General features: G+C 57.3%; 19 protein-coding genes. 15 read left to right on the top strand and 4 right to left on the bottom strand.

Annotation, left to right across the window (positions count from 1 at the left end):
- Nucleotides 1–66: 66 nt before the first annotated feature.
- Nucleotides 67–1,896 (top strand): ATP-dependent DNA helicase RecQ, encoded by a 1,830-nt coding sequence (gene recQ / locus FY206_RS23520; RefSeq protein WP_032644788.1) that lies wholly within the window; start codon nt 67–69, stop codon nt 1,894–1,896.
- 61 nt (nt 1,897–1,957) lie between these two features.
- A complete protein-coding gene (gene rhtC, locus FY206_RS23515; RefSeq protein WP_032644787.1) occupies nt 1,958–2,578 on the top strand; it encodes a threonine export protein RhtC in 621 nt (206 codons plus the stop codon).
- Here the strand turns inward: rhtC and rhtB are convergent.
- Nucleotides 2,575–3,195 (bottom strand): homoserine/homoserine lactone efflux protein, encoded by a 621-nt coding sequence (gene rhtB / locus FY206_RS23510; RefSeq protein ID WP_032644786.1) that lies wholly within the window; start codon nt 3,193–3,195, stop codon nt 2,575–2,577. The two genes, rhtC and rhtB, sit on opposite strands and share 4 nt — an antisense overlap.
- Nucleotides 3,196–3,304: 109 nt before the next feature.
- Here rhtB and pldB point away from each other — a divergent pair, with 109 nt between their 5' ends.
- From pldB to FY206_RS23495, 3 genes are all read left to right on the top strand, one after another.
- On the top strand, nt 3,305–4,297 hold the full coding sequence (pldB, locus tag FY206_RS23505) for a lysophospholipase L2 (protein WP_032644785.1): 993 nt from the start codon (nt 3,305–3,307) through the stop codon (nt 4,295–4,297).
- A gap of 31 nt (nt 4,298–4,328) precedes the next feature.
- Nucleotides 4,329–5,129 (top strand): sugar/pyridoxal phosphate phosphatase YigL, encoded by an 801-nt coding sequence (gene yigL / locus FY206_RS23500; protein ID WP_021242854.1) that lies wholly within the window; start codon nt 4,329–4,331, stop codon nt 5,127–5,129.
- A gap of 82 nt (nt 5,130–5,211) precedes the next feature.
- Nucleotides 5,212–6,111 carry a carboxylate/amino acid/amine transporter gene (locus FY206_RS23495; RefSeq protein ID WP_032644784.1) on the top strand — a complete coding sequence of 300 codons (900 nt, stop codon included), beginning with the start codon at nt 5,212–5,214 and terminating at the stop codon, nt 6,109–6,111.
- On the opposite strand, the gene metR is transcribed toward FY206_RS23495, so the two are convergent.
- A complete protein-coding gene (metR, locus tag FY206_RS23490) occupies nt 5,999–6,952 on the bottom strand; it encodes an HTH-type transcriptional regulator MetR (protein WP_032644783.1) in 954 nt (317 codons plus the stop codon). The two genes, FY206_RS23495 and metR, sit on opposite strands and share 113 nt — an antisense overlap.
- A gap of 116 nt (nt 6,953–7,068) precedes the next feature.
- On the opposite strand from metR, the gene metE reads away from it, so the two are divergent.
- A complete protein-coding gene (gene metE, locus FY206_RS23485) occupies nt 7,069–9,330 on the top strand; it encodes a 5-methyltetrahydropteroyltriglutamate--homocysteine S-methyltransferase (RefSeq protein ID WP_032644782.1) in 2,262 nt (753 codons plus the stop codon).
- A gap of 81 nt (nt 9,331–9,411) precedes the next feature.
- On the opposite strand, the gene FY206_RS23480 is transcribed toward metE, so the two are convergent.
- A complete protein-coding gene (locus FY206_RS23480; protein ID WP_032644781.1) occupies nt 9,412–10,218 on the bottom strand; it encodes a dienelactone hydrolase family protein in 807 nt (268 codons plus the stop codon).
- A gap of 255 nt (nt 10,219–10,473) precedes the next feature.
- On the opposite strand from FY206_RS23480, the gene udp reads away from it, so the two are divergent.
- The 9 genes from udp (at nt 10,474) to tatD (ending at nt 18,385) form a co-directional block, all read left to right on the top strand.
- Entirely contained in the window at nt 10,474–11,235 is a 762-nt protein-coding gene (udp, locus tag FY206_RS23475) for a uridine phosphorylase (RefSeq protein ID WP_003860792.1), read from the top strand.
- A gap of 140 nt (nt 11,236–11,375) precedes the next feature.
- On the top strand, nt 11,376–12,833 hold the full coding sequence (gene rmuC, locus FY206_RS23470) for a DNA recombination protein RmuC (protein ID WP_032644780.1): 1,458 nt from the start codon (nt 11,376–11,378) through the stop codon (nt 12,831–12,833).
- 66 nt (nt 12,834–12,899) lie between these two features.
- Nucleotides 12,900–13,655, top strand: a complete 756-nt coding sequence (ubiE, locus tag FY206_RS23465) for a bifunctional demethylmenaquinone methyltransferase/2-methoxy-6-polyprenyl-1,4-benzoquinol methylase UbiE (protein WP_008501525.1) — start codon at nt 12,900–12,902, stop codon at nt 13,653–13,655.
- A 13-nt stretch (nt 13,656–13,668) separates the two neighbouring features.
- Nucleotides 13,669–14,274, top strand: coding sequence for a ubiquinone biosynthesis protein UbiJ (ubiJ, locus tag FY206_RS23460; RefSeq protein ID WP_032644779.1), 606 nt, complete (start codon nt 13,669–13,671; stop codon nt 14,272–14,274).
- Nucleotides 14,271–15,911 carry a ubiquinone biosynthesis regulatory protein kinase UbiB gene (gene ubiB / locus FY206_RS23455; RefSeq protein WP_032644778.1) on the top strand — a complete coding sequence of 547 codons (1,641 nt, stop codon included), beginning with the start codon at nt 14,271–14,273 and terminating at the stop codon, nt 15,909–15,911. The genes ubiJ and ubiB overlap by 4 nt, the downstream gene beginning before the upstream one ends.
- Nucleotides 15,912–15,987: 76 nt before the next feature.
- Entirely contained in the window at nt 15,988–16,242 is a 255-nt protein-coding gene (gene tatA / locus FY206_RS23450) for a Sec-independent protein translocase subunit TatA (RefSeq protein WP_023309609.1), read from the top strand.
- Between the two features lie 3 nt (nt 16,243–16,245).
- Entirely contained in the window at nt 16,246–16,788 is a 543-nt protein-coding gene (tatB, locus tag FY206_RS23445; protein WP_032644777.1) for a Sec-independent protein translocase protein TatB, read from the top strand.
- Nucleotides 16,789–16,790: 2 nt separating this feature from the next.
- Nucleotides 16,791–17,561, top strand: a complete 771-nt coding sequence (gene tatC, locus FY206_RS23440) for a Sec-independent protein translocase subunit TatC (protein ID WP_032644776.1) — start codon at nt 16,791–16,793, stop codon at nt 17,559–17,561.
- A gap of 41 nt (nt 17,562–17,602) precedes the next feature.
- Nucleotides 17,603–18,385: a 3'-5' ssDNA/RNA exonuclease TatD gene (gene tatD / locus FY206_RS23435; protein WP_032644775.1), complete on the top strand. Its 783-nt coding sequence runs from the start codon at nt 17,603–17,605 to the stop codon at nt 18,383–18,385.
- On the opposite strand, the gene rfaH is transcribed toward tatD, so the two are convergent.
- Nucleotides 18,382–18,873, bottom strand: coding sequence for a transcription/translation regulatory transformer protein RfaH (gene rfaH / locus FY206_RS23430; protein ID WP_032644774.1), 492 nt, complete (start codon nt 18,871–18,873; stop codon nt 18,382–18,384). The two genes, tatD and rfaH, sit on opposite strands and share 4 nt — an antisense overlap.
- Nucleotides 18,874–19,034 lie beyond the last annotated feature (161 nt).

Raw genomic sequence — 19,034 nt, 5'->3', positions numbered from 1 at the left:
ACGTTGAAGTTTCTCTCTCAGGCGCTGAAAATAGCGCCTGTTTCATTTCAGGCATATGGGGTTAACGTGGCGCAGGCGGAAGTATTGAATCAGGAGTCGCTGGCTAAACAGGTTTTGCATGAAACCTTTGGCTACCAGCAGTTCCGCCCTGGCCAGGAAACCATCATTGAAACGGTGCTGGAAGGCCGTGATTGCCTGGTGGTGATGCCGACCGGCGGCGGGAAATCTCTCTGCTATCAGGTGCCCGCGCTGGTGCTTAATGGCCTCACGGTGGTGGTATCTCCGCTCATTTCGCTGATGAAAGACCAGGTTGATCAGCTGCTCGCCAACGGCGTGGCGGCGGCCTGTCTTAACTCCACGCAAACCCGGGAGCAGCAGCAAGAGGTGATGGCCGGGTGCCGCACCGGGCAGATCCGCCTGCTGTATATCGCGCCGGAACGCCTGATGCTGGATAACTTCCTCGATCACCTTGCGCACTGGAACCCGGTCCTGCTGGCGGTGGATGAAGCGCACTGTATTTCCCAGTGGGGACACGATTTCCGCCCGGAATACGCGGCGCTTGGCCAGCTGCGTCAGCGCTTCCCCGAGCTGCCGTTTATGGCGCTGACCGCCACGGCGGATGACACCACCCGTCTGGATATCGTTCGCCTGTTAGGGCTGAACGACCCCTATATTCAGGTCAGCAGCTTCGACCGCCCTAACATCCGCTACATGCTGATGGAAAAATTCAAGCCGCTGGATCAGCTTCTGCGCTACGTCCAGGAGCAGCGCGGCAAGTCCGGCATTATCTACTGCAACAGCCGCGCGAAGGTGGAAGACACCGCCGCGCGCCTGCAAAACCGCGGCTTTAGCGCCGCCGCGTATCACGCCGGATTAGAGAACCACATCCGCGCCGACGTGCAGGAGAAATTCCAGCGTGACGACCTGCAGATAGTGGTCGCGACGGTGGCGTTCGGGATGGGCATCAACAAGCCCAACGTGCGCTTTGTGGTGCATTTCGACATCCCGCGAAACATCGAATCTTACTATCAGGAAACCGGCCGCGCCGGGCGCGACGGTCTGCCTGCGGAAGCGATGCTGTTTTACGATCCGGCCGATATGGCGTGGCTGCGCCGCTGTCTCGAGGAAAAACCGCAGGGACAGCTGCAGGATATCGAACGCCACAAGCTCAACGCGATGGGCGCGTTTGCCGAAGCGCAAACCTGCCGTCGTCTGGTACTGCTGAACTACTTTGGCGAAGGGCGACAGGAGCCGTGCGGCAACTGCGATATCTGCCTGGATCCGCCGAAGCAGTACGATGGCCTGATGGACGCGCGTAAGGCGCTTTCAACCATTTACCGCGTGAACCAGCGCTTCGGGATGGGCTACGTGGTGGAGGTGCTGCGCGGCGCCAACAACCAGCGCATCCGCGACATGGGCCACGACAAGCTGCCCGTCTACGGTATTGGCAAGGACCAGAGCCACGAGCACTGGGTCAGCATCATTCGCCAGCTGATCCACCTCGGGTTTGCCACGCAGAACATTGCTCAGCACTCCGCGCTACAGCTGACGGAAGCCGCGCGTCCGGTTCTGCGCGGTGACGTTGAACTGAAGCTCGCCGTGCCGCGCGTGGTCGCCCTCAAGCCGCGCGTGATGCAGAAATCCTACGGCGGCAACTACGACCGCAAGCTGTTTGCCAAACTGCGCAAGCTGCGTAAGGCCATCGCCGACGAAGAGAACATCCCGCCTTACGTGGTGTTCAACGACGCGACGCTGATTGAGATGGCCGAGCAGATGCCGCTCAGCGCCAGCGAAATGCTCAGCGTCAACGGCGTGGGAACGCGCAAGCTGGAACGCTTCGGGAAAGAGTTTATGGCGCTCATCCGCTCTCATGCCGACGGTGATGATGAGGAGTAGTCAGCCGGGCAAAAAAGTGCCAGGATGATGACTCACTGAATTATTTCCCCGCGAGTTAATTATGCTGATGCTATTTCTCACCGTGGCGTTAGTGCACATCGTTGCGCTGATGAGCCCGGGCCCTGACTTTTTCTTCGTATCACAAACGGCCGTCAGTCGCTCCCGCAAAGAGGCGATGATGGGCGTGCTCGGTATCACCATGGGCGTTATGGTCTGGGCGGCCGTTGCGCTGCTCGGTCTGAACCTGATCCTGGCGAAGATGGCCTGGCTGCATAACATCATTATGGTGGGCGGCGGGCTGTACCTGTGCTGGATGGGCTACCAGATGCTGCGCGGGGCGCTGAAGAAAGAAGAGAAAAAGCCGGAAGAGCCAAAGGTGGAGCTGGCAACGGGCGGCCGCAGCTTTGTGAAAGGGCTGCTGACCAACCTGGCGAACCCGAAAGCGATTATCTATTTCGGCTCGGTATTCTCGCTGTTTGTCGGCGATAGCGTTGGCGCGGGCGCGCGCTGGGGCATCTTCCTGCTGATCGTCGTTGAGACCTTTGCCTGGTTCACTGTCGTCGCCAGCCTGTTCGCCTTACCGGCAATGCGCCGCGGCTACCAGCGCATTGCGAAGTGGATTGACGGCTTCGCCGGCGCGCTGTTCGCCGGCTTCGGCATTCATCTCATCATTTCTCGCTAAGCATGACGCGCTGACGCAAGCAGCGCGCCAACCAGCATAAACAGCGAACCAAAGACTTTATTCAGGGCCTTCATCTGCTTAGGCCCTTTTATCCATGCCGCAATCCGCTGCGCGAGCGTCGCGTAACCAATCATCACGATGATATCGACGATAATGGTGGTTGCGCCCAGCACCACGTACTGCATCACCTGGGGCTGATGCGGCACGATAAACTGCGGGAACAGCGCGGCGAGGAACACAATGCTTTTCGGGTTGGTCAGGTTGACGAACACCGCACGCTTAAAAAGATGGCCGCGGTTTTGCGTCTGAGCGAGCGTATTCAGGTTGATGGAGCCTGCCGCGCGCCACTGCTGGATGCCAAGCCAAATCAGATACGCTGCCCCAGCCCATTTCAGCACTTCAAAGGCCAGTACGGAGCGGGAGAACAGGGTTCCCAGACCAATCCCGACCAGCACGATGTGAATGCCCAGCCCGGTCTGCAAACCGGCAATCGACGCCGCCGCCCCGCGATACCCGTGGTTGATGGAGGTGGTCATGGTGTTAATCGCGCCCGAGCCCGGTGAAAGACTGAGGAGGATGGATGTCAGCAGGTAAGCGAACCACCACTCAAAGGTCATTTGAAACTCCCGAATTGTCTGTTTTTATGCCACAATACGCTATTGTTGAGTCATTTTGTGACCGGTGACGAAAAAACGATATTCCTTGGCTTAGGTGAGTAGAAACCCGATGTTTCAGCAGAAAAAGGACTGGGAAACACGAGAAAACGCATTTGCTGCTTTCTCCATGGGGCCGCTGACCGATTTCTGGCGCCAGCGTGAGGAAGATGAGTTTACGGGCGTCGGGGGCATCCCGGTACGCTTCGTTCGTTTCCGTGATGAGAAAAATGACCGGGTAATCGTGGTTTGCCCGGGGCGCATTGAAAGCTACGTTAAATACGCCGAACTGGCCTACGATTTGGTCCATATGGGGTTCGATGTGCTTATCATCGACCATCGTGGGCAGGGGCTGTCCGGACGCATGTTGCCGGACACGCACCGTGGGCACGTCGATCGCTTCAGCGATTACGTCGACGATTTCGCCGCGTTCTGGCAGCAGGAAGTGCAGCCCGGCCCCTGGCGTAAGCGGTACATCCTTGCGCACTCCATGGGGGGCGCGATATCGACGCTGTTTTTGCAGCGTTATGAACACCAGTGCGATGCCATTGCGCTGACCGCGCCGATGTACGGTATTGTCATACGTTTCCCCGACTGGATGGTACGCCATCTTCTCGACTGGGCTGAGGGCCATCAGCGCATTCGGGAAGGCTATGCCATCGGGACAGGACGCTGGCGCGCGCTGCCGTTCGCCATCAACGTCTTAACCCACAGTCGGCAGCGTTATCGCCGCAACCTGCGCTTTTATGCCGATGAACCACGTTTACGCGTGGGCGGCCCGACCTGGCACTGGGTGCGGGAAGGTATCCTTGCCGGTGAGCAGGTGCTGGTGGGGGTCGGCAATGACGACACGCCAACGCTCCTGATTCAGGCGGAAGAAGAGCGTGTGGTCGATAACCGCATGCATGACCGCTATTGTGAACTGCGCGCTGCCGCCGGTCACCCTTGTGAAGGGGGAAAACCGCTGGTCATTAACGGTGCGTACCATGAGATCCTTTTTGAAAAGGACGCCATGCGCTCAGTCGCGCTCAACGCCATCGTTGAATTTTTCAACAGGCATAATTGATTCTTGTTTTCCACCAGAGGTTGAAATCCCTATGTACCAGGTTGTTGCATCTGATTTAGATGGCACGCTGCTTTCCCCCGACCATACCCTGTCGCCTTACGCGAAAGAGACCCTGAAGCTTCTGACCGCCCGCGGCGTGAACTTCGTGTTCGCCACCGGCCGTCACCACGTCGACGTGGGGCAGATCCGCGATAATCTTGAGATCAAATCGTACATGATCACCTCCAACGGTGCGCGCGTGCATGATACTGACGGCAACCTGATCTTTACCCATAACCTGGATCGCGATATTGCCGCCGATCTGTTCGGCGTGGTGCATAACAACCCGGCTATCGTCACCAACGTTTACCGCGACGACGACTGGTTTATGAACCGCCACCGCCCGGATGAAATGCGTTTCTTCAAGGAAGCGGTATTCAACTACTCCCTGTACGAGCCGGGCCTGCTGGAGCCGGAAGGGATCAGCAAGGTGTTCTTCACCTGCGACAGCCACGAAGAGCTGCTCCCGCTGGAGCAGGCGATCAACGCCCGCTGGGGCGATCGCGTGAACGTGAGCTTCTCAACCCTGACCTGCCTGGAAGTGATGGCGGGTGGCGTCTCCAAAGGTCACGCGCTGGAAGCGGTTGCGAAACGTCTGGGCTTCGAGCTGAAAGACTGTATCGCCTTCGGTGACGGCATGAACGATGCCGAAATGCTCTCCATGGCGGGCAAGGGCTGCATCATGCAGAACGCGCATCAGCGTCTGAAGGATCTGCACCCGGAGCTGGAAGTGATTGGTTCCAACGCTGACAACGCGGTGCCGAAGTATCTGCGCAAGCTGTTCCTTGAATAATCTTCATTTGGTTGTTTATTGCTCAGTTGTCAACTAAAGAGTTCGCTACAATGCCTGTCCTTCTTTCTGAGAGACAAGCATTGTGGCGCTACTCATTATCACCACTATCCTGTGGGCCTTCTCCTTTAGCCTGATTGGCGAGTACCTTGCCGGCTCGGTCGACAGCTACTTCTCGGTGCTGATGCGCGTGGGGCTGGCGGCGCTGGTGTTCCTGCCGTTTCTGCGCACGCGCGGACAATCGCTGAAAACGATTGTGCTGTATATGCTGGTGGGGGCGATGCAGCTCGGCATCATGTATCTGTTCAGCTTCCGGGCCTACCTCTACCTGTCCGTCTCCGAATTTCTGCTCTTTACCGTGCTGACGCCGCTCTACATCACGCTGATTTACGACCTGCTCAGCAGACGCCGCCTGCGCGGGGGATACCTCCTGAGCGCGGCGCTGGCGGTGATTGGCGCGGCAATTATTCGCTACGACAAAGTGAGCGATCACTTCTGGACCGGCTTGATGTTCGTCCAGCTCGCCAACATCAGTTTCGCCATCGGTATGGTGGGCTACAAACGCCTGATGGAAACCCGCCCGATGCCGCAGCATAACGCGTTTGCGTGGTTCTATATGGGCGCGGCGATCGTCGCGGTGGCGGCGTGGTTTATGCTGGGGAACCCGCAAAAGCTGCCGACCACCGGCGTGCAGTGGGGCGTTCTGGTCTGGCTGGGCGTCGTGGCGTCCGGGCTGGGGTACTTCATGTGGAACTACGGCGCGACGCAGGTCGACGCCGGTACGCTCGGGATCATGAACAACGTGCATGTCCCGGCAGGGCTGCTGGTTAACCTCGCCATCTGGCAGCAACAGCCGCACTGGCCGAGCTTCCTTATTGGGGGAGCGGTGATCCTGGCTTCACTGTGGGTCCATCGCCGCTGGGTCGCTCCGCGCTCCGCACGAACGGAAGGTGGTCGCACGCGTGGTTCCGCGCTGAGCGAATAAACGCCTCCGTAATCGGCTGACGCTGCTCGCCGTCGCGCACGGCGGCGTACAGTCGGCTCCACAGTCCTTCACCCAGGGTTTTGGTCACCACCAGGCCCTGGCGTTCAAAGCTCTCCACCACCCAGTGCGGCAGCGCCGCAATGCCCATTCTGGCCGCCACCATCTGGATCAACAGCAGGGTGTTATCCACGCTTTTTAGCTGCGGGCTAATGCCTGCCGGCTGCAGAAAATGACGCCAGATATCCAGGCGACTGCGCTGAACCGGATAAATCAGCAGCGTTTCTGTCGCAAGATCTTCCGGCGTGATGCGCGTTTTGGCCGCCAGCGGATGGTCCGGCGCCAGCACCAGGCGCACTTCATAATCAAACATCGGCGAATAGTGCAGGCCGCTGCGCGGCAGGATGTCAGAGGTCATCACCAGATCCAGCTCGCCCTGCTGCAGCGAGGGCTGCGGATCGAACGTGACGCCGGATTTAAAGTCCATCTCCACCTGCGGCCACTTCTGGCGGAAGTTCTCAAGCGCGGGGGTCAGCCACTGAATACAGCTGTGGCACTCAATGGCGATACGCAGTTTGGTCTGCTGCGGTTCGTTACACGCTTGAAGCGCGCTGGCGATTTGCGGCAGGACCTGATTCGCCAGCTGAAGCAGAATTTCACCCTGCGGCGTAAAGCGTAGCGGCTGGCTCTTACGCACAAAAAGACGGAAACCGAGGCGCTGTTCCAGATCGCTGAACTGGTGAGAAAGGGCGGACTGGGTCTGGTGCAGCGTGGCCGCCGCCGCCGCCAGAGAACCGCAGTTCCGCAACGCTTGTAGCGTTTTCAGGTGTTTAATCTCGATCATGAAAGTCCTTCACTTCGCCGTGAATATTTTGCGCTTGAGGAATATACAGTACCTGCCAATTATAGATGTGTAAACATCTGGACGTCTAAATAACGAATTTCCACAAGGGGCATACCATGACAATCCGCAATCACACTCTCGGTTTCCCTCGCGTTGGCCTGCGTCGCGAGCTGAAAAAAGCGCAAGAAAGCTACTGGGCGGGGAACGTCACCCGTGAAGAACTGCTCGCGGTGGGGCGAGAGCTGCGCGCCCGTCACTGGGATCAGCAAAAACAGGCGGGCATTGACCTGCTGCCGGTGGGCGATTTCGCCTGGTACGACCATGTTCTGACGACCAGCCTGCTGCTGGGCAACGTGCCGGCTCGTCATCAGAACAAAGATGGATCGGTAGATATCGATACCCTGTTCCGCATCGGCCGTGGCCGCGCGCCAACGGGTGAGCCAGCGGCAGCGGCGGAAATGACAAAGTGGTTTAACACCAACTATCACTATATGGTGCCGGAGTTCGTAAAAGGCCAGCAGTTCAGGCTGACCTGGACGCAGCTTCTGGACGAGGTGGACGAAGCGCTGGCACTGGGCCACCAGGTGAAGCCGGTGCTGCTCGGGCCGGTAACGTATCTGTGGCTGGGTAAGGTCAAAGGCGAGCCGTTTGACCGCCTCAGCCTGCTGAAGGACATTCTACCGGTCTACAGGCAGGTGCTGATTGAGCTGGGCAAGCGCGGCATTCAGTGGGTGCAAATCGACGAACCTGCTTTGGTGCTTGAGCTGCCCCAGGAATGGCTCGATGCCTTCAAACCGGCGTATGACGCGCTTACCGGGCAGGTGAAGCTGCTGCTGACCACCTATTTTGAAGGCGTCACGCCGAACCTGAACACCATTACCGCGCTGCCGGTTCAGGGCCTGCACGTTGACCTGGTACACGGTAAAGATGATGTGGCGGAGCTGCACAAGCGTCTGCCCGCAGACTGGCTGCTCTCGGCCGGGCTGATTAACGGTCGTAACGTCTGGCGTGCCGATCTCACCGAGAAATACGGACAAATCAAAGACATCGTCGGTAAACGTGAGCTGTGGGTGGCCTCGTCCTGTTCATTGTTGCACAGCCCGCTCGATCTCAGCGTAGAGACCCGCCTCGATCCCGAAGTAAAAAGCTGGTTTGCCTTCGCCCTGCAAAAATGCGAAGAGCTGGCACTGCTGCGCGACGCGCTGAACAGCGGCGACACGGAGGCGATTGTCGAATGGAGCGCCCCGATCCAAGCGCGTCGTCATTCGGCGCGCGTGCACAACCCGGCGGTGGAAAAACGTCTGGCGGCTATTACCGCCCAGGACAGCCAGCGCCAGAGTCCGTATGAGGTGCGCGCGGAAGCCCAGCGCGCCCGCTTCAACCTGCCTGCATGGCCGACCACGACGATCGGCTCTTTCCCGCAGACTACGGAGATCCGCGGCCTGCGTCTCGATTTCAAGAAGGGCAATCTGGACGCGAATCACTACCGTACCGGCATTGCGGAGCACATCAAGCAGGCGATTATCGAGCAGGAGCGTTTAGGTCTGGACGTGCTGGTGCACGGTGAGGCCGAGCGTAACGACATGGTGGAATACTTCGGTGAGCACCTTGACGGCTTTGTGTTTACCCAGAACGGCTGGGTGCAGAGCTACGGCTCCCGCTGCGTGAAGCCGCCGGTGGTGATCGGCGACGTCAGCCGTCCGGAAGCGATCACCGTGGAGTGGGCCAAATATGCCCAGTCTCTGACCGACAAGCCGGTTAAGGGCATGCTCACCGGGCCGGTGACCATTCTCTGCTGGTCGTTCCCGCGCGAAGACGTGACCCGTGAAACCATCGCCAAACAGATCGCGCTGGCGCTGCGCGATGAGGTGGCGGATCTGGAGGCGGCGGGCATTGGCATTATCCAGATTGACGAACCGGCGCTGCGCGAAGGTCTGCCGCTGCGCCGCAGCGACTGGGATGCCTACCTGAAGTGGGGCGTAGAGGCGTTCCGCATTAATGCATCGGTGGCGAAGGACGACACGCAGATCCACACCCACATGTGTTACTGCGAATTTAACGACATCATGGATTCCATAGCCGCGCTGGACGCCGACGTGATCACCATTGAGACCTCGCGTTCAGACATGGAGCTGCTGGAGTCGTTTGAAGAGTTCGACTACCCGAATGAGATCGGGCCGGGCGTGTACGACATTCACTCTCCGAACGTGCCGAGCGTGGAGTGGATTGAGGCCCTGCTGAAAAAAGCCGCCCAGCGCATTCCGGCAGAGCGCCTGTGGGTGAACCCGGACTGCGGCCTGAAAACCCGCGGCTGGCCGGAGACGCGTGCGGCGCTCGCCAACATGGTCAAGGCGGCGCAGAATTTGCGTCAGGCGTAGTGGAGCTGGATTGCCGGGTGGCGCTAACGCTTACCCGGCCTACCTTAAGGCCCGGTAAGGCGCAGCCGCCACCGGGCTTTTTTATGCTTTCTTCCCGCCATACTGGCTAAACCACGCCAGCATTCGCTGCCAGCCATCTTTGGCCGATTCCGCGTGATAGCTCGGACGATAGTCGGCGTTAAACGCATGCCCGGCATCCGGATACACCACGATCTCCGCCTTTGCATTTGCCGCACGAAGCGCATGACGCATGGTCTCTACCGAATCAAGCGAAATCCCTGTGTCCTGAGCGCCGTACAGGCCTAACACCGGGGCATTTAACTCGGTAGCGATATCCACGGGATGTTTCGGCGAATTCAGCGTTTTCTCCCCCACCAGTTTGCCGTACCAGGCGACAGCGGCTTTGAGCTGCGGATTGTGCGCGGCATACAGCCAGCTAATGCGTCCACCCCAGCAGAAACCGGTGACCAGCAGACGGTGCGGGTCGCCCCCGTTGCGCGCCGCCCAGCTGGCGACGTGGTCGAGATCGGCCAGCACCTGCGCGTCCGGGACTTTGCTGACCAGGTTGCTAAGCAATGTGGGAATATCGCTGTAGTCGTTCGGATCGCCTTGACGGAAGTAGAGCTCTGGCGCAACGGCCAGATAGCCTTCCAGCGCCAGACGGCGACAGAGGTCGCGAATATGTTCATGAACGCCGAAAATTTCCTGAACCACGATCACGATGGGCAGCGGACCCTCTGCCGATTTTGGCCGCGCGTGATAAGCAGGCATATTCTCCCCCTGCGAGGGAATGGAGGTCTCGCCCGCCGTGATGGCCTCTTCTGAGGTTGAAACGATGGTTGAAGCAAGCGGGGCCGCAGCAGGTGCAAAACCGGTTTTTTCAGTCATGGCATTCTCCGTACCAATGAGTTAGCGCAAAGGTAAATATAGACACCAGGTTAACAACTCACAGTGCCTTAAACGGTCTATCTTTTGTGCAGCACCTGGCGATATAACTTGTTAATGTGATGTAAATCACTTTTTTATGGAAATTCAATGTAACCATTTTCATTCATGGTGAGGTGCGTCACGAAAATATGCTTACTGCTTCTGTAAAGTACCGTTTTACTTCTTCTGACTAACCGACCCACAGAGGAGTCACCTATGTCTAAGTCTGATGTTTTTCATCTCGGCCTCACCAAAAACGATTTACAAGGGGCTACGCTCGCGATCGTCCCTGGCGACCCTGAGCGTGTGGAAAAGATCGCCGCGCTGATGGATAAGCCGGTCAAGCTGGCTGCCCATCGTGAGTTCACCACCTGGCGTGCAGAGCTGGATGGCAAAGCGGTGATCGTGTGCTCTACCGGTATCGGCGGTCCGTCTACCTCTATTGCTGTTGAAGAGCTGGCGCAGCTGGGCATTCGTACTTTCCTGCGTATCGGTACCACCGGCGCGATCCAGCCGCACATCAACGTGGGCGACGTGCTGGTCACGACCGCATCAGTCCGTCTGGACGGGGCAAGCCTGCACTTTGCACCGATGGAATTCCCGGCAGTGGCGGATTTCGAATGCACCACCGCGCTGGTTGAAGCCGCGAAATCGGTGGGCGCAACCACTCACGTAGGCGTAACCGCGTCGTCCGACACCTTCTATCCGGGCCAGGAGCGTTACGACACCTTCTCAGGCCGCGTGGTAAGCCGCTTCAAGGGCTCAATGGAAGAGTGGCAGTCCATGGGCGTAATGAACTACGAAATGGAATCCGCCACGCTGCTGACCATGTGCGCAAGCCAGGGTCTGCGTGCCGGTATGGTGGCGGGCGTTATCGTCAACCGTACCCAGCAGGAAATCCCGAACGCCGAAACGATGAAGCAGACCGAAAGCCATGCCGTGAAAATCGTGGTAGAAGCCGCGCGTCGCCTGATCTAGTCCTCTCCTTTCGAAATCAAAGGCCGACGCGTTCGGCCTTTATTTTTTGCGTAGCGCCTCGCAGGAAAACCCTTTCAAACTGGACGTTTATACAGCACAATTCTATTTTGTGCGGGTAATACGTTGATGCAGGGGGCATTGTGGATATCTCAATCCTGATTTATGCGGTGATTGCGCTGGCGGGCGTGGCGATAGGCTGGCTGATGTCCAGCTACCAGCACGCGCAGCAGAAGGCCGATCGGCTGGCTGAACGTGAAGAGATCGTCGCCGACTTAAGCGCGACAAAACAGCAGCTTGCCCTGAGCGAGCACTGGCGCGACGAGTGTGAACTGCTCAACAACGAGCTGCGCAACCTGCGTGATATCAACACGTCGCTGGAGGCCGATCTCCGCGAAGTGACCACCCGCCTGGAATCCACCCAGCTGCATGCGGAAGATAAAATCCGCCAGATGATCAACAGCGAGCAGCGCCTCAGCGAACAGTTTGAGAACCTCGCCAACCGAATTTTTGAGCACAGCAACCGCCGCGTTGATGAACAGAACCGCCAGAGCCTGAACAGCCTGCTGACGCCGCTGCGTGAACAGCTGGACGGTTTTCGTCGTCAGGTGCAGGACAGCTTTGGTCAGGAAGCCCGCGAGCGGCACACGCTGGCGCATGAGATTCGCAATCTTCAGCAGCTGAATGCCCAAATGGCGCAGGAAGCGGTCAACCTGACCCGCGCGCTGAAGGGGGATAACAAAACCCAGGGCAACTGGGGAGAAGTGGTGCTGACCCGCGTGCTGGAGGCCTCTGGTCTGCGGGAAGGGTACGAATATGAAACGCAGGTAAGTATCGAAAACGATGCCCGCTCTCGAATGCAGCCGGATGTGATCGTGCGGCTGCCGCAGGGCAAAGATGTGGTGATTGACGCCAAAATGACGCTGGTGGCGTACGAACGTTATTTCAACGCCGAGGATGACTATACCCGCGAATCCGCGCTGCAGGAGCACATCGCCTCCGTGCGTAACCACATCCGCCTGCTCGGCAGAAAGGATTACCAGCAGCTGCCGGGGCTGCGCTCGCTGGACTACGTCCTGATGTTTATCCCGGTAGAGCCCGCATTTCTGCTGGCGCTCGACAGGCAGCCTGAACTCATCACCGAAGCGCTCAAAAATAACATCATGCTGGTCAGCCCTACCACGCTGCTGGTGGCGTTACGTACCATTGCCAACCTGTGGCGCTATGAGCACCAGAGCCGCAACGCGCAGCAGATTGCCGATCGTGCCAGCAAGCTGTACGACAAAATGCGCCTCTTTGTGGACGACATGTCTTCCGTTGGGCAGAGCCTGGATCGTGCGCAGGATAACTACCGCCAGGCGATGAAAAAACTCGCCTCCGGACGCGGCAACCTGCTGGCGCAGGCCGAATCATTCCGCAGCCTGGGGGTAGAAGTTAAACGCGAGATTAATCCGGAATTGGTTGAACAGGCGACCGCTCAGGACGACGAGTTTCGCCTGCGAGAAGGTGCGGGTGAACAAAAGACAAACAGTGAAGACAACGCGTTAGCGGCGGATTTGCCACCGGACGAGCCGCCGGCGCGTTTCTTTCGCGGTGGTTGAAACGTAGGGCAATTGCGCCCAATCTGTTACACTTCACGAACAATTTACTGATGAGCAGGCTCTGAGATGGTTGACGATTCACAAGACACAACGCACTTTGGCTTTCAGACTGTCGCCAAAGCGCAGAAAGCTGACATGGTGGCCCACGTATTTCATTCCGTGGCGGCGAAGTACGATGTGATGAACGATCTGATGTCGTTCGGCATTCATCGCTTGTGGAAGCGCTTCACCATTGACTGTAGCGGCGTACGTCGTGGTCAAACGGTGCTGGACTTAGCCGGCGGTACGGGCGACTTAACCGCGAAATTCTCCCGTCTGGTGGGCGAAACCGGTCGCGTTGTTCTCGCCGATATCAATGACTCCATGCTGAAAATGGGACGCGAAAAGCTGCGTAACATCGGCGTGGTGGGGAATGTGGAATATGTGCAGGCAAACGCCGAAGCGTTGCCGTTCCCGGACAATACCTTCGACTGCATCACGATCTCCTTCGGCCTGCGTAACGTGACCGATAAAGAAAAAGCGCTCCGCTCCATGTACCGCGTGCTGAAGCCGGGTGGACGCCTGTTGGTGCTCGAATTCTCCAAACCGATTATTGAGCCGCTGAGCAAAGCTTACGACGCCTATTCCTTCCACGTGCTGCCGCGCATCGGTGAGCTGGTAGCCAACGACGCTGAAAGCTACCGCTATCTGGCGGAATCCATCCGTATGCACCCGGATCAGGACACGTTAAAAGCCATGATGCAGGACGCGGAATTTGAGAACGTTGAATACTTCAACCTGACGGCGGGTGTCGTCGCGCTGCATCGCGGTTACAAATTCTGAGTGGAGGTGTCCCGTGCCCTTTAAACCCTTAGTCTCCGCAGGCATCGAGAATGTACTGAACGCTTTTCTGTATCGTGCTCCGGCGCTGAAAGCTGCGCGTCAGCGGCTTAACGGGAAGGTCTTACGCATTGTTCTGAAAGAGTTCTCGACGCCGCTTGTGCTGGTCTTCAGCGAACGTCAGCTTGACGTTCTCGGGGCGTGGGAAGGCGAAGCCGACTGCTCGGTCATTACGCATATGAGCGTGCTGCCAAAACTGCGCGATCGCCAGCAATTAACGGCGCTTATCCGCAGCGGTGAGCTGGAAGTGGAAGGCGACATTCAGGTCGTGCAGAACTTTGTTGCGCTCACCGATCTGGCGGAGTTTGATCCGGCAGAGCTGCTCGCGCCTTTTATCGGCGACATTGCCGCTGAAGGTATCGGGAAAGTCCTTCATGGTGGCGCATCTTTTGCGCGTAAAAGCCTCCAACGCCAGCAACGCTATGCGGCGGAAGTGCTGACAGAGGAGTGGCGAATGGCGCCTGGTCCACTCGAAGTGGCATGGTTTGCGGAAGAGACCGCTGCTGTTGAACGTGCGGTTGATGCGTTGACCAAACGGCTGGAAAAACTGGAGGGCAAATGACGCCTGGTGAAATTCGGCGCCTCTATTTCATTATTCGCACCTTTTTGAGCTACGGGCTCGACGAGCTTATCCCCAAAATGCGTATCACGCTGCCGCTTCGTATCTGGCGGCGGATGCTGTTCTGGATGCCCAATCGCCATAAAGGTCAACCGCTGGGAGAGCGTCTGCGCCTGGCGCTGCAGGAGCTCGGCCCGGTGTGGATCAAATTTGGACAGATGCTGTCGACCCGCCGCGATCTCTTCCCGCCGCTGATTGCCGACGAGCTCGCGATGCTGCAGGATCGCGTCGCACCGTTTGACGGCGCGCGCGCGAAAAAGCAAATTGAAGAGGCGATGGGCAATATTCCCATTGAGGCGTGGTTTGACGATTTCGACATTAAGCCATTGGCATCGGCCTCTATCGCGCAGGTGCACACCGCGCGTTTGAAAGAAAACGGCAAAGAAGTCGTTATTAAGGTCATTCGTCCAGACATCCTGCCGATCATCAAAGCGGACATGAAGCTGATTTATCGTCTGGCGCGCTGGGTGCCACGCTTGCTGCCGGACGGGCGTCGTCTGCGTCCGATGGAAGTGGTGCGGGAATATGAAAAAACGCTGATTGATGAGCTTAACCTGCTGCGTGAATCGGCCAACGCCATTCAGCTTCGTCGCAACTTTGAAAACAGCCCGATGCTCTATGTACCTGAAGTCTATTCTGACTACTGCAGTCAGAACATGATGGTGATGGAGCGTATTTACGGTATTCCGGTTTCGGATGTGGTGGCCCTGGAGAAACAGGGTACGAACATGAAGCTTTTAGCTGAGCGTGGCGTACAGGTGTTCTTTACCCAGGTGTTCCGCGACAGCTTTTTCCATGCGGACATGCACCCGGGCAATATCTTTGTCAGCTACGAACATCCTGAGGATCCGAAGTATATCGGTATCGACTGCGGGATTGTGGGGTCGCTAAACAAAGAAGATAAACGCTACCTGGCGGAGAATTTCATCGCGTTCTTCAACCGCGACTATCGCAAGGTGGCCGAACTGCACGTCGATTCCGGCTGGGTGCCGCCGGACACCAACGTCGAAGAGTTCGAGTTCGCGATCCGAACCGTTTGTGAACCGATTTTTGAAAAGCCGCTGGCGGAAATCTCCTTTGGTCACGTGCTGTTAAACCTGTTTAATACGGCTCGCCGCTTTAATATGGAAGTTCAGCCGCAGCTAGTTTTACTCCAGAAAACATTACTTTACGTTGAAGGTGTAGGCCGGCAGCTCTATCCTCAGTTAGACTTGTGGAAGACCGCGAAACCTTTCCTTGAATCCTGGATCAAGGATCAGGTTGGCCTTCCGGCGCTGGTGCGATCTCTGAAAGAGAAAGGCCCGTTCTGGATAGAAAAAATGCCTGAAATTCCTGAACTGGTTTACGACAGTTTGCGTCAGAGCAAGAACCTTCAGCACAGCATGGATAAAATCGCCCGCGAGCTTCAGTCCAGCCGTGTTCGCCAGGGCCAGTCACGCTATCTCTTTGGGATTGGCGCAACGCTGCTGCTGAGCGGTACGCTGCTGCTGATCAACCGCCCGGACTGGCAGATGATGCCCGCCTGGCTGATGGCTGGCGGGGCGGTTGTCTGGCTAGCCGGATGGAGAAAAACGCGCTAAGCGTGCGTCGCTATCGACGGGTCGTAAACGTATAATGCGACCTGACTCATTAATCATCTATCCCTGAGGAACATGTATGGGTGGTATCAGTATCTGGCAATTAGTCATTATTGCCGTCATCGTCGTGCTGCTGTTTGGCACCAAAAAGCTCGGTTCTATTGGTTCCGATCTGGGCGCGTCTATCAAAGGCTTCAAGAAAGCGATGAGCGATGATGAGAGCAAGCAGGATAAAACCAGCCAGGACGCTGACTTTACTGCTAAATCCATCGCCGACAAGCAGGAAGAAGCCAAAAAGGAAGACGCTAAACGCCACGATAAAGAGCAGGTGTAAGTCGTGTTCGACATTGGTTTTAGTGAGCTTCTGCTGGTCTTTGTGATTGGCCTGATTGTATTGGGGCCGCAGCGTCTGCCGGTGGCAGTGAAAACCGTTGCGGGCTGGGTTCGTGCGCTGAGATCGCTGGCATCGACCGTTCAGAATGAACTGGCGCAGGAGCTTAAGCTGCAGGAATTTCAGGAAAGCCTGAAAAAGGTTGAGAAGGCGAGCATGGATAACCTGACGCCAGAACTGAAAGCGTCAATGGATGAGCTGCGCGAAGCGGCGGAATCGATGAAGCGCTCCTATAGCGTTAACGACCCTGAAAAAGCGAGCGATGAAGCGAACACCATCCATAATCCGGTGGTGAAGGGCAGCGAGGCGCAGCGCGAGGGCGTGACGCCAGCCACCGCTGAACATCAGGCTGTCGCGCCAGAACAGACGCCTCAGGAAACCGAAGTGAAAAAGCAGGCGCAGCCGGAAGACCCGGTGGCAAAAACAGCGGAAGTGAAGCCCGCTGCGCCCGTTTCCGAATCATCCCCCTCGTCGAGTGATAAAGCGTAAACATGGCAGTAGATGATACTCAACCGCTGATTACGCACCTCATTGAGCTGCGTAAGCGCCTGTTAAACTGCATTATTGCGGTTTTACTCATATTCCTGTGCCTGGTCTATTTTGCCAACGATATCTATCAGGTGGTCTCTGCGCCGCTGATCAAGCAGATGCCGCTGGGCGCAACGATGATTGCAACAGACGTTGCTTCTCCGTTCTTTACCCCTATCAAGCTCACCTTTTGGGTGTCGTTGATTGCCTCTGCACCGGTCATTCTTTACCAGGTATGGGCGTTTGTCGCGCCTGCGCTGTATAAGCATGAACGCAAGCTGGTGATACCGCTGCTGGTGTCCAGCTCGCTGCTGTTCTATATCGGCATGGCGTTTGCCTATTTCGTTGTCTTCCCGCTGGCCTTCGGCTTCCTGACGCATACCGCGCCGGAAGGGGTCCAGGTATCGACGGATATCGCCAGCTACCTCAGCTTTGTGATGGCGCTGTTTATGGCGTTTGGCGTGGCATTCGAAGTGCCGGTGGCCATTGTGCTGCTTTGCTGGGTTGGGGTAACGACCCCGGATGACCTGCGCAAGAAGCGTCCGTATATCCTGGTTGGCGCGTTTGTCGTCGGCATGCTGCTGACACCACCGGATGTGTTCTCCCAGACGCTGCTGGCCATACCGATGTACTGTCTGTTTGAGGTCGGGGTCTTCTTCTCCCGTTTCTACGTGGGTAAAGGGCGTCGCTCGGATGACGAAGACGATACGTCCGACAAGACCACTGAAGAGTAAAACCAGCCGCCCGTCAGGGCGGTTGTTACATGGGGATTTGCATGTTTGATATCGGACTCAACCTGACCAGCTCGCAGTTTGCGAAAGATCGCGATGAGGTGGTTGCGCGTGCGTTTGCCGCCGGGGTCAAAGGACTGCTGCTTACGGGTACCAACCTGCATGAGAGCGAGCAGGCGCAGCAGCTGGCGCAACGCTACGATCGCTGTTGGTCTACCGCTGGCGTCCATCCTCACGACAGCAGCCAGTGGACCCCGGAAAGTGGCGACACCCTCTACAGGCTGGCTAAAACAGCAGAGGTGGTGGCGATTGGCGAATGCGGTCTCGATTTCAACCGTAACTTTTCTACGCCTGAAGAGCAGGAAAAGGCGTTTACTGCCCAGCTTGCGCTGGCGGCAGAGCTTGAAATGCCCGTATTTATGCACTGCCGCGACGCGCATGAGCGTTTCCTGGCCCTTCTGGATCCGTGGCTCGATAAACTGCCCGGCGCGGTACTGCACTGCTTCACGGGTTCCCGGCAGGAGGCGCTGGAATGTCTGGAGCGTGGGCTCTATCTGGGGATTACCGGGTGGGTTTGCGATGAACGCCGCGGGCTTGAACTTCGGGCGCTGTTGCCGGTAATCCCGGCTGACCGGCTGCTCCTTGAAACCGATGCACCCTATCTGCTCCCGCGCGATATGAAACCCAAACCGGCATCGCGGCGAAATGAACCCGCTTATCTCGGGCACATTGTAGAGAGCGTTGCTAAGTGGCGCGGAGAGGATCCGCACTGGCTTTCCGCGCAGACGGATGACAACGTGCGGAATCTGTTCGGGATAAGCGTTTAAAGCTTGCGGAAGTCGGTGTTTTTCACGCTCTGCAGCACCTGCTTGTTCAGCAGATTAAGCAACAGCATAGAGCGCGCTTCCCCGTCCGGTTCGGCAAAAATCGCCTGCAGGCCTTCGAACGCGCCTTCGGTAATCACGACGCTATCGCCTGTATAAGGGGTTTCGGGATCGGTGATCCCTTCAGGCTGTTGATAAATCGACAGCTGGTGAATAACCGTCGATGGAACCATTGCCGGGTGAGCGCCAAAACGCACGAAGTGGCTGACGCCACGGGTTGCGCTAATGGTTGTGGTATGGATGACTTCCGGGTCGAACTCCACGAACAGGTAGTTCGGGAACAGCGGCTCGCTGACGGTTGTGCGCTTCCCGCGCTGCATTTTTTCAAGCGTGATCACGGGCGTCAGGCAATTGACAGACTGACGTTCAAGATGTTCCTGCGCGCGCTGAAGTTGCCCGCGTTTGCAATACAGTAAATACCAGGCCTGCATAATCACTCTTTCCCTTAGTTCGGGGCGCAAGCATATCAAAACCCTGGCGGGATCGCTAAGTTGATTATAATGGGGGAAAATGGAACAGAACGCATAAGTTCACGCTTATTTAACAAAATTACAGCATCAAGCAGGCTTACGCCGTATAATGAAGCGCTTAC

This window comes from Enterobacter chengduensis (genome assembly GCF_001984825.2).
Taxonomy (GTDB): domain Bacteria; phylum Pseudomonadota; class Gammaproteobacteria; order Enterobacterales; family Enterobacteriaceae; genus Enterobacter; species Enterobacter chengduensis.
Note: the sequence above shows the minus strand (reverse complement) of the source record. Positions and strands in the feature narration are given on the sequence as shown.